The sequence below is a fragment of the Brevundimonas abyssalis TAR-001 genome (assembly GCF_000466985.1).
GTDB lineage: Bacteria > Pseudomonadota > Alphaproteobacteria > Caulobacterales > Caulobacteraceae > Brevundimonas > Brevundimonas abyssalis.
Window position 1 is genome coordinate 1 of the sequence record NZ_BATC01000079.1, and the last position, 10,196, is coordinate 10,196.

General features: G+C 69.5%; 8 protein-coding genes, 2 tRNA genes and 2 pseudogenes. 7 read left to right on the forward strand and 5 right to left on the reverse strand.

Annotated features, from left to right (window positions below):
- Window positions 1–80: 80 nt before the first annotated feature.
- Both rnhB and MBEBAB_RS13685 read right to left on the reverse strand, forming a co-directional pair.
- Window positions 81–671, reverse strand: a pseudogene (rnhB, locus tag MBEBAB_RS13680) (ribonuclease HII); the annotation flags it as partial.
- A complete protein-coding gene (locus MBEBAB_RS13685) occupies window positions 671–1,261 on the reverse strand; it encodes a DNA-3-methyladenine glycosylase I (protein WP_021698582.1) in 591 nt (196 codons plus the stop codon). The pseudogene rnhB and the gene MBEBAB_RS13685, both read right to left, overlap by 1 nt.
- A gap of 95 nt (window positions 1,262–1,356) precedes the next feature.
- Here MBEBAB_RS13685 and MBEBAB_RS16615 point away from each other — a divergent pair, with 95 nt between their 5' ends.
- Both MBEBAB_RS16615 and MBEBAB_RS13695 read left to right on the forward strand, forming a co-directional pair.
- Entirely contained in the window at window positions 1,357–2,088 is a 732-nt protein-coding gene (locus tag MBEBAB_RS16615) for a hypothetical protein (RefSeq protein ID WP_021698583.1), read from the forward strand.
- The gene (locus tag MBEBAB_RS13695) at window positions 1,983–3,041 is read left to right on the forward strand and encodes an alpha/beta hydrolase (RefSeq protein WP_052516819.1); all 1,059 of its coding nucleotides are present in this window, start codon (window positions 1,983–1,985) and stop codon (window positions 3,039–3,041) included. Before MBEBAB_RS16615 ends, MBEBAB_RS13695 begins: the two co-directional genes overlap by 106 nt.
- On the opposite strand, the gene ygfZ is transcribed toward MBEBAB_RS13695, so the two are convergent.
- Window positions 3,007–3,795 carry a CAF17-like 4Fe-4S cluster assembly/insertion protein YgfZ gene (ygfZ, locus tag MBEBAB_RS13700; protein WP_021698585.1) on the reverse strand — a complete coding sequence of 263 codons (789 nt, stop codon included), beginning with the start codon at window positions 3,793–3,795 and terminating at the stop codon, window positions 3,007–3,009. The genes MBEBAB_RS13695 and ygfZ overlap by 35 nt on opposite strands.
- 73 nt (window positions 3,796–3,868) lie before the next feature.
- Between ygfZ and MBEBAB_RS13705 the strand changes: the two genes are divergently transcribed.
- The 3 genes and pseudogenes from MBEBAB_RS13705 (at window position 3,869) to metG (ending at window position 7,960) form a co-directional block, all read left to right on the forward strand.
- A complete protein-coding gene (locus MBEBAB_RS13705; RefSeq protein WP_045319400.1) occupies window positions 3,869–4,870 on the forward strand; it encodes a glycosyltransferase family 9 protein in 1,002 nt (333 codons plus the stop codon).
- Entirely contained in the window at window positions 4,857–6,188 is a 1,332-nt protein-coding gene (locus MBEBAB_RS13710) for a dihydroorotase (RefSeq protein ID WP_021698587.1), read from the forward strand. The genes MBEBAB_RS13705 and MBEBAB_RS13710 overlap by 14 nt, the downstream gene beginning before the upstream one ends.
- Before the next feature lie 65 nt (window positions 6,189–6,253).
- Window positions 6,254–7,960 (forward strand): annotated as a pseudogene (metG, locus tag MBEBAB_RS13715) (methionine--tRNA ligase).
- Here metG and MBEBAB_RS13720 read toward each other — a convergent pair.
- Both MBEBAB_RS13720 and rlmB read right to left on the reverse strand, forming a co-directional pair.
- Window positions 7,957–8,814 (reverse strand): TerC family protein, encoded by an 858-nt coding sequence (locus MBEBAB_RS13720; protein ID WP_045319401.1) that lies wholly within the window; start codon window positions 8,812–8,814, stop codon window positions 7,957–7,959. The pseudogene metG and the gene MBEBAB_RS13720 sit on opposite strands and share 4 nt — an antisense overlap.
- A gap of 45 nt (window positions 8,815–8,859) precedes the next feature.
- Window positions 8,860–9,726 (reverse strand): 23S rRNA (guanosine(2251)-2'-O)-methyltransferase RlmB, encoded by an 867-nt coding sequence (gene rlmB / locus MBEBAB_RS13725; protein ID WP_045319402.1) that lies wholly within the window; start codon window positions 9,724–9,726, stop codon window positions 8,860–8,862.
- A gap of 150 nt (window positions 9,727–9,876) precedes the next feature.
- On the opposite strand from rlmB, the gene MBEBAB_RS13730 reads away from it, so the two are divergent.
- Together MBEBAB_RS13730 and MBEBAB_RS13735 are read left to right on the forward strand one after the other, a co-directional pair.
- Window positions 9,877–9,960, forward strand: a tRNA-Tyr gene (locus tag MBEBAB_RS13730).
- Between the two features lie 73 nt (window positions 9,961–10,033).
- Window positions 10,034–10,107 (forward strand) — tRNA-Gly (locus tag MBEBAB_RS13735).
- Window positions 10,108–10,196 lie beyond the last annotated feature (89 nt).

Here is a 10,196-nt window from a genome sequence, read left to right on the forward strand (position 1 = left end):
CCGCGCCAGAACCTCCGCTCCGCTCCGGTGCGCGGGTTCCCTCTTCTCCCAACGGGAGAAGGATTAAACCTCTTCCAGCACGCCCGGATCGGCGCCCAGGTGCGGCGATGTTCGGGGCAGGGGCCGTGCTCGCGCAGGGCCTGCTGGTGCACCGGGGCGTTGTAGCCCTTGTGGCCGGCGAACCCGTACTGCGGATACAGCCCGTCCAATTCGACCATCACCCGATCCCGCGCCGTCTTGGCCAGGATCGAGGCCGCCGCGATGGACAGGGACAGGCCGTCGCCGCCCACCACCGTCCTGACCGGGCAGGGCAGGGCGAAGGGGTGGTTGCCGTCCACCAGAGCCACCACCGGCGTCACCGACAGCTGCTCGATGGCCCGGCACATGGCCAGACCCGTGGCCTTGAGTATGTTGACGTCCTCGATCTCCCGCGCCGAGGCGAAGCCGACGCCCCAAGCCACGGCCCGCGCCTTGATCTCGATCTCAAGTCTTGCGCGAGCCTTGGCGGTCAGAACCTTGGAATCGTTCAATCCGTCCGGCAGATCGCCCGGGTTCAGGATCACCGCCGCCGCCGACACCGGCCCCGCCCACGGCCCGCGCCCGGCCTCGTCCACGCCGCAGACGGGCGCGGCGCACAGGGCTTCCAGCGTGAGATTGGGACCGAGGGACATCAGCGGGCCATAGCCTTTACGGCCTCATGGCGAAAGCACGGGGTCTGGTGATCGTTGACCATGCCCACCGCCTGCATGAATGCATAGGTGATGACCGGCCCGCAGAATTTGAAGCCGCGCGCCTTCAGCGCCTTGGCCATGGCCTGCGACTGTGGCGTCTGGGTCGGCGCCTGACGGAAATCGGTCCAGTCGCCCTGCACCGGCGCCCCGTCCACGAAGCTCCACAGCCAGGCCGAAAAATCCTCGCCGCCGTCCCGCATCTCCAGCCAGATGCGCGCCCCGCCGATGGCCGCGTCGATCTTGGCTCGTGAGCGGATGATCCCCGGATCGGCCAGCAGCCGCGCCCGGTCATCCTCGCCGTACCGGGCCACCTTTTCCGGATCGAACCCGTCGAAGGCCGCGCGCATTGTCTCGCGCTTTCTCAGGATGGTGATCCACGCCAGCCCGGCCTGGAACCCGTCCAGCACCAGCTTCTCCCACAGGGCGCGCGGGTCGTACTCCGGCACGCCCCATTCCTCGTCGTGATAGGCGACATAGAGCGGATCGCTGCCGCACCATCCGCACCGACCTGACCTGTCCGATTCGCCCATGGCGACAGGGTAGGCCCCGGCTGTCACATCTGGAAAGTGGACGCCGTCGCAGAACCGCGTTCAATCTGTCCCTTCCGAAACAAGGGGAGCGGATCATGCGGCTGGGGTTGGTGATTGCGGCGTCTCTGGCGCTGATGCTCGGCGCGCCTGACGCCCGGGCCCAGACCTATACCCTGGCTGACGCGGCCGAGGCGGTGGCGACCAGCGATCTGGCCGCCCTGCAATACGTCGCCGCCGATCAGGCCCTGCTGGACCAGCTTCAGGCCACCGACCCCGAATCCCTGATCGAATTCCACCTCGCCATGGCCCAGGCCTATGAGGACGCCGGTCTGGAGGACGAGGCGCTGGAGGCGTACCAGGCCGCCCTCGTCGCCATCAGCCGCATCCGGGGCCGGGGCCACCTCAGCATGGCCGACCCCATGATTGCCGTGGCCCGGTTGACCGACGATCCCGCCGTGCGCGCGACCTGGTTCGAGAACGCCTACCGCATCCGCCGCAACCATCTGGGCCGCGCCCACCCGACGCTGTCGCCCTATCTGGACGAGCTGAACGCAGCCCGCGCCGAGGCGGGGCTGGAGGCCTCAGCGAAGAGGGGGAGCGCCTGCGCAGCGAGCCGAACTTCGATCTGGTCAATGTCTACTGGGCCACCCACCGCGCCTCCACCGGCTCGGCCGCCGCCGCCGAGATGTTCGGCGGCCGGGCTGATCGCCTCAGCTTCGGCGTGGCCGAGGTCAGCGTGCCCCGCGACCGTGCGCCGGGCGCCATCCCGCGCCCCTCCATCTGGACGCTGGAGTTCCGCCCCGATCCGAACCGCCACATGGTCTTGAACAGCGTCACCCCCTACGCGGGCCGGGACGCCTTTTTCCAGACGGTATCCACCGTGGTCGACGCCACTGAGCGGCGCGAGGTCTTCGTCTTCATCCACGGCTACAACACCAGCTTCGAGGGCGCGGCCATCCGCACGGCCCAGCTGGCGGTGGACATGAATCTGGACGGCGCCCCGATCCTCTATTCCTGGCCGTCGCGGGCCTCGCTGCTCGGCTATGCCGCCGACACCGATACGGCGGCGGACGAGGTCCTGATCCAGGACGTGGCCGACTTCCTGACCGACGTGGCCGGCCGCACGGGCGCCGAGCGCGTGCATCTGGTGGCCCATTCCATGGGCAACCGGTTCCTGGTGCGCGCGCTGGACCGCATCGCCAGTCGCGCCGACCGGGTCCGGTTCGACGAGGTGGTCATGGCCGCGCCCGATGTGGCCGTCGACGAATTCCAGGACACCTGGCCGCGCATCATGAATACGGGCGAACGCTTCACCCTCTATGCGTCCCGCCGTGACCGCGCCCTGCAGATCTCGGCTCGCATCAACGGCATGCACCGCATCGGCGACGCCCGCGAGGTGGTGGTCAACACCGGCCTCCAGACCGTGGACACCACCGCCGCCTCGGCCGGGCTTCTGGGCCATGACGATTTCGCCGGCAGCGCCTTGGCGGACTTCCGCGCGGTCATGTGGCTGTCCCTGGCGCCCGATCAGCGCTGCGTGCTGGAGACGGCCGAGGACGACGGCCGCCGCTACTGGGCCTTCGGCGGCCAGTGCCCGGAGCAGGACTTCGGCGATGTGACCCAGATGGTCCGCGCCAACGGTTCGGTGGAGGCCGCCCTGTCAAAGCTGGAGACGGACATGATCAGCGTCGGCGTCGCGGCCCGTCAGGAGCTGGGCCGCAAGCGCGACCTGCTGCGCGCCCTGTTCACCCAGGCAGCCAGTCCGGCGGGCGCGCCGTAACCGGACGGCCGTCCACGGTCAGGACGCCGTCCATCCGGTCCAGCCGCATCAGGGCCATGGCCATGCCGTCGCGGCCCGACAGCACCGCGCCCGCGCGCAACTCCCCGTTCAGCACCTCGGCGCCGAAGGGCGGCGGCGGGCCGTCGAAGGCGATGGGCAGCATGCGGCTCTTGATGGTCCCGCGCCGCTTCATGCGCGAGGTGGTCTCCTGACCCACGAAGCAGCCCTTCCGGAAGTCGACGCCGTTCAGCAGGTCCAGATTGGCCTCGATGGGATAGGTCTTGTCGTCCGGCGCATCACGGGCCGGGTCGGCCACGCCCAGCGTGAGGCGGTGGACCGCATAGTCGTCCTCGCTGGCGGTCGCCGTCTGCTCACCGCCATAGCTCCGCCCGCCCAGGGTCGGCAGGCGCGGGTCGGGCGTGAAGCCGTCCGCCTCGCCGCCCCACGCCGCGAACACCGGATCGTCTGACGCCACGACCTCCACCTTCGCCCGCAGCTTGTAGAGGGTCAGCCGCTGCATCAGCGCCTCGCGTCGGTCGGCCGGGACGTCCAGCAGCACCCCGTCCTCCAGCCCCAGCAGGAACAGGTCCATCAGCATCCGCCCCGGCGGCGACAGCAGGGCGCCGTAACGCAGGACGCCGGGCGTCAGCGTCTCCACGTCCTGGGTCAGCAGGTTGTGCAGGAACGGCCGGGCGTCCGGCCCGGTGACGCGGACCACGGCGCGGTCGGTCAGTTTCGCGATCTGAAGGCTCATGACGGTGGATATAGGCCGATTGTCGCGGCGGGGGAGGGCGAAACCGGTCCTCCCGCGCGTTATGATCACCGCAATGAACAAACCCTTCCCGATTCTGTATATCGCCGAGGCGGACGCGGAGGCCGCGATCCTGTCCTCGGGCGTGCTCGCGTACCTGACCGACAGCGTGCCGAATGCGGTGATCACCGTGGTGGGCTCGCGAGCGTCCGCGCCCCTGTTCGCCGACCTGCCGGGGCTGGAGCGCCTGATCGTGCTGGAGCGCGAAGGCCGGCTGGACTGGATCGGCCTGTGGAACCAGCTTCGCGGGACCGAATGGGGCCTGATCGTGGATCAGCGCGGCAGCCAGATCTCCGGCCGCTTGCGTCGCCAGAAGCGCGCCGTGCGCATCGCGCCTGAACCGACCGAAGACCCGGTCCACGCGGTGGTCGAGGCCGCGCGCGTTCTGCAGTTGGACGAGACGCCGGCGCCGCGCCTGTTTTTCGGCGAGGAGACCCGCGCCGCCGCCGACGCTCTGATCGGTCCCGTGAACGGTCCCGTTCTGGCCGTCGGGCCGGGCGTGGACTGGATCGGCAAGCGCTGGCCGGCCGAACGCTTCGCCAAGGTCGCGGCCGCCCTCCTGGGCGACGGCGGCCCCCTGGCGGGCGGACGGCTGCTGATCGTCGGCGATCAGGCCGACCGTGACGCGGCCCACACCATCCGCTTCGCCGTGCATCGCCACCGGGTGATCGAGGCCCAGGGCAAGTTGACCCCGCTGCAGACCGCCGCCGCCCTGTCGCGGGCCGATCTCTATCTGGGCGCGGACTCCCTGTGGACCCAGCTGGCCGTGGCGGCGGGCGTGCCCTCGGTCGCCGTGTTCGGCCCCTCGGATGAGACCCGCGTGGGGCCCTGGCAGGGCCGCTCGGTGCGCGGCCCCCGTACGCTGGAGGATTTCCGCGTCATCGACCCCGGCCTGAACCAGCACATCCAGCACATGATGGACCTGCCCGTGGAACCCGTGCTTCAAAAGGCGCGGGACCTGCTGGCGCAGCCGCGGGCCGGGACGCCGGAAACGGAGACAGCCGATGAGCACCTATGACCTGATCGTTCGCGGTGGCGAGGTGGCCAACCACGCCGGACGCGGCCGCGCCGACATGGGCGTGAAGGATGGCAAGATCGCCGCCATCGGCGATCTGACGCAGGCCGACGCCGGAGAGATCGTCGACGCGGCGGGCCTCACGGTCCTGCCCGGCGTCATCGACACCCAGGTCCACTTCCGCGAACCCGGCCTGGAATGGAAAGAGGATCTGGAGACCGGCTCGCGCGCCGCCGCCCTGGGCGGGGTGGTCGCCGTGTTCGAGATGCCGAACACCAATCCCAACACCACCGATCCGGCCACCCTGGAAGACAAGCTGCACCGCGCCCGCGACCGCATGTGGACCGACCACGCCTTCTATATCGGCGGCACCCACGAGAACGCCGACCATCTGGGCGAGCTGGAGCGCCTGCCCGGCTGCTGCGGGGTCAAGGTGTTCATGGGCGCCTCCACCGGCGACCTGCTGATCGCCGACGACGACGGGGTGCGCAAGGTGCTCAGGAACGTGGCCCGCCGCGCCACCTTCCATTCCGAGGACGAGTACCGGCTGGAGGAGCGCCGCGGTCTGGCTCGCGCCGGCGACTGGACCAGCCATCCGGAGGTGCGCGACGCCGAGAGCGCCATCCTGTCCACCCGCCGTCTGGTGGGTCTGGCCCGCGAGGTCGGCCGCCGCATTCACGTGCTGCACGTGACGACGGCGCAGGAGATCGAGTATCTCGCCCAGCACAAGGACGTGGCCACCGTCGAGGTCACGCCCCAGCACCTGACGCTGGAAGCCCCCGAGGCCTACGAACGCCTCAAGGGTCTGGCCCAGATGAACCCGCCCATCCGCTCCGCCGAGCACGTGGCGGGCCTGTGGCGCGGCATCGATCAGGGGATCGTGGACGTGCTGGGCTCGGACCACGCGCCCCATACGCTGGAGGAGAAGGCCCGGCCCTATCCCGCCTCGCCCTCGGGCATGCCGGGGGTCCAGACCCTGGTCCCGGTCATGCTGACCCATGTGGCCAACGGCAAGATGAGCCTCGAACGCTTCATCGACCTGACCTCGGCGGGCGCCCAGCGCATCTTCAACATCGCCGGCAAGGGCCGTCTGGCCGTGGGCTATGACGCCGACCTGACCCTGGTGGACCTGAAGGCGAAGCGCACCATCGTCCACGCCGACATGGCCACCCGCTCCGCCTGGACCCCCTTCGACGGCTTCGAGGCGACCGGCTGGCCCATGGCCACCATTGTGCGGGGCCGCGTGGTCATGAAGGACGATGAGCTGATCGGCTCGGCCCACGGCCGCCCGGTGCGCTTCCAGGAAACGCTGTCGGCCTGACGCCCTTTGCGGGAAGGCGCCCGGCGGCTATATCCCACCGCTTCCCCGAACCGCGTACGGACACCATGGCCCGCATTCTCGTCACCTCGCTCTGCCCTACATCAACGGCGTCAAGCATCTGGGCAACCTGGCGGGCTCCATGCTGCCCGCGACGTGTGGTCGCGGTTCAAGCGGGCCCAGGGCCACGAGGTGCTCTACGTCTGCGCCACCGACGAGCACGGCACGCCCGCCGAGCTGGCCGCCGCCGCCGCCGGTCAGGACGTGAAGACCTATTGCGACGAGCAGCATCAGGTCCAGAAGGCGGCGGGCGAGGCCTTCGGACTCAGCTACGACGTGTTCGGCCGCTCCTCCAACGCCCCCAACCACCGCCTGACCCAGCATTTCGCAAAGGTGCTGGAGGACAACGGCCTGATCGAGGAGCGGGTGGATCGCATGATCTACTCCATCGACGACGGCCGCTTCCTGCCCGACCGCTATGTGGAGGGCACCTGCCCCCACTGCGCCTATGAAAAGGCCCGCGGCGACCAGTGCGACAACTGCGGCCGCCTGCTGGACCCCACCGACCTGAAGGATCCCTATTCGGCCGTCTCCGGCAGCCGGAACCTTGAGGTGCGCGACACCCGCCACCTCTACCTGCTCCAGACGAAGGTGGCCGACACGGTGCGCGGCTGGGTCGATGAACGCTCGCCCAGCTGGCAGCCGCTGGCCCGGTCCATCGCCTACAAGCATCTGGACGAGGGCCTGATCGACCGGGGCATCACCCGCGACCTGAAGTGGGGCGTGCCGGTGGTGGGCGCCGACGGCGGGCCGCGCCCCGGGCTGGAGGGCAAGGTCTTCTACGTCTGGTTCGACGCCCCCATCGAATACATCGCCGCCACCGAGGAGTGGGCGCAGGCGAACGGCGGCGACTGGCGCTCATGGTGGCGTCTGGACGAGGGGGCCGAAGACGTCCGCTACGTCCAGTTCATGGGCAAGGACAATGTGGCCTTCCACACGGTCAGCTTCCCGGCCACCATCCTCGGCTCGGGCGAGCCCTGGAAGACCGTGGACCAGCTCAAGGCCTTCAACTGGCTCAACTGGTACGGCGGCAAATTCTCAACCTCCCAGGGCCGGGGCGTGTTCATGGATCAGGCGCTGGAGCTGCTGCCCGCCGACTACTGGCGCTGGCATCTGACCGCCTACGGCCCCGAGCATTCCGACACCGCCTTCACCTGGGAGCAGTTCCAGGGCGCGGTGAACAAGGATCTGGCCGACGTGCTGGGCAATTTCGTCAACCGCATCGTCAAATTCGCCGAGAGCCGCTTCGACGGCGTGGTCCCCGACGGCGGCGAGCCCGGCCCGGTGGAGGCCAAACTCGAAGCCGACGTGACCGCCGCGCTGGCGACCCTGACCGCCGAGTTCGAGGCCATGGAGTTCCGCAAGGCCGGTCAGGCCCTGCGCGCCCTGTGGGTGCTGGGCAACGAATACCTTCAGGAAGCCGCGCCCTGGACCGCCTTCAAGACCGACCGCGACCGCGCCGCCGTGGGCGTGCGCACCGGCCTCAATCTGGTGGCCCTGTTCGCGCGCATCTCGGCGCCGGTCCTGCCGTTCACCGCCGAGCGCATCGGCGCCACCGTGGGCCAGACCGACCTGACCTGGCCCGAGCCCGACGCCGCCCTGCTGGACGTCCTGCCGCGCGGCCGCCCGGTCTCGCGCCCGAGGTGCTGTTCAAAAAGATCGAGGACGCCCAGGTGGCCGAATGGGCCGAGCGCTTCGGGGGCGGGGAGGGCTAGACCGGGTCCGCAGGCTCTGGCTCAGGCTGAGGCGCCGCGCGCCGCTCCGCCCCGCCGGGCAGGCCCTCGGCGGTGTGGCCGTTCGCCTCGCCCGCGTGACGCAGGTGCTTGGCCTGTTCCTCCGGTCCGATGTCCAGCCACGAGCCGATCATGAATTCGTTGTGCGCCTCGGTGTGGCCCAGCCGCACGAGGGTCGAGCGATAGCCGTCCCAGATCATGTGCAGGGCCACGTACAGCACGATCAGCAGACCGATGTAGGCGATCCAGCGGTGCTTGTTCAGCAGGCGGGCGATGAAGGTGGCGGCGATGCCCATCAGGGCGATCGACAGGATCAGGCCGAACACCATGATCCACGGGTGGTCATGGCTGGCGCCGGCCACGGCCAGCACATTGTCCAGGCTCATGGCCACGTCGGCGATCATGATCTGCAGCAGGGCGGCGCCGAAGGTCTTGCGCTTGATGCCCATTTCCTCGGGCGTGGCCGCGCCGCCGCCGTGATGGGCGGCCAGGGCCTTCTCCATCTCGTCGGTGGATTCGGCCTGGTCGTGGGTGCGCTGCTCCTGAAGCTCGCGCCACATCTTCCAGCACACCCACAGCAGCAGGAACCCGCCCGCCATCAGCAGGCCCACGATGGCCAGCAGCTGGATGGTGATCAGGGCGAAGCCGATGCGCAAAACCACCGCGGCGGCCAGGCCGATCAGGATGGCTTTCTTGCGCTGCTCCGCGGGCAGGGCGGCGGCGGCCAGCCCAACAGCTACGGCGTTGTCGCCGGCCAGCACCAGATCGATCATCAGCACCTGGCCGAGCGCGACCATCTGGCTGGCGAATTCGGGGGAGGAGAAGAATTCGAACATCCGGCCTCTCTAGTCCCGCCGCCCGGCGGTCCGCAACGGCTCGTTTCAGCCGTGACGCTTCTGCGCCCGCGTCGCCTCATAAAGTGCGATGGCCGCGGCGTTGGACACGTTCAGGCTCTCGAAGCCGCCCGGCATGGGGATCTTGGCCAGCACCTCGCAGTGCTCGGCAACCAGGCGGCGGATGCCGTCGCCTTCGGACCCCATGACGATGACCGTGGGCCGCGCGTCCAGCGCCGCGTCCAGCGTCATCTCCGCCGAGCCGTCCATGCCGACTGCGCGCCAGCCCAGATCGCCCAGCCGCTCCAGCGCCCGGCTCAGATTCGTGGCCCGCACGCAGGGCAGGCGCTCGGTGGCCCCCGCCGCCGCCTTCGCCAGCGCCCCGGCCAGCGCCGGCGAATGGCGGTCCTGCACCACGATGCCCTTGGCCCCGAACGCCAGGGCCGAGCGGAACACCGCGCCCACGTTCTGGGGATCGGTGATCTGGTCCAGCATGACGATCACGCCTTCCGCGGGCTCGGCGATCTCTTCCAGCGTCACCCCTTCCAGCGGCGCCACCTTGAACACCAGCCCCTGATGCACCGCGCCGGGCGGGACCATGCGGGCCAGCGTCGGGCCGTCCATGACCTCGATCTGGTGGCCGTGGTTCAGGCCGCCGGACGCCAGCTCCTCGGCCCGCTCCTGGGTGGCCAGCAGCCGGCCCATGCCCTTGCGCGCCGGGTTGGCCAGGGCGGCCAGCACCGGGTGCCGGCCCCAGATCAGATTGTCCGGCTCCACCTTCTGACGCGGCGCCCTCGGCGCCGAATCTCTCGGCCCGGTCGAGTCGCTTTTCGGCGCCCAGCCCCGTTCAGGCCGGGGTTTGAAGCCTTGCGTTTTCTTGGGTTTCCGGTCGTTGCGTTCGCGGTTCGACGACACTATAAGACGCGCTCCGATTTGGGGGCCACCCGGCCCTCGGGTCCGGCGCCTCCCATATACGAGGCTGTCTGGAACACCGAGGGCTTTTGTTCGTACGGGTCATTTCGACCTGTCCGGACGAAGGCAGGGCGGTCCTGAAAGCGGCGCGTCGGGGGAATGTCCCGAGTGGCAAAGGGGGCGGACTGTAAATCCGCTGCGTAAGCTTCGTAGGTTCGAGTCCTACTTCCCCCACCACGCGCCCTTGCAGGATCGACCGACGGACGGCTTTCGGGTCGGAAACGGGTGCGGGCCTGCCCGCGCTCCATGCGCGGGTATAGCACAATGGTAGTGCAGCAGCCTTCCAAGCTGAGGATGTCGGTTCGATCCCGTCTACCCGCTCCAGTTTCTGCTGATTGAATGCAAACACGCCCCTCCCTTACGACGCGGGACCTGGGCCACAGGAGTTTTGGCCATGGCCAAGGAAAAGTTCG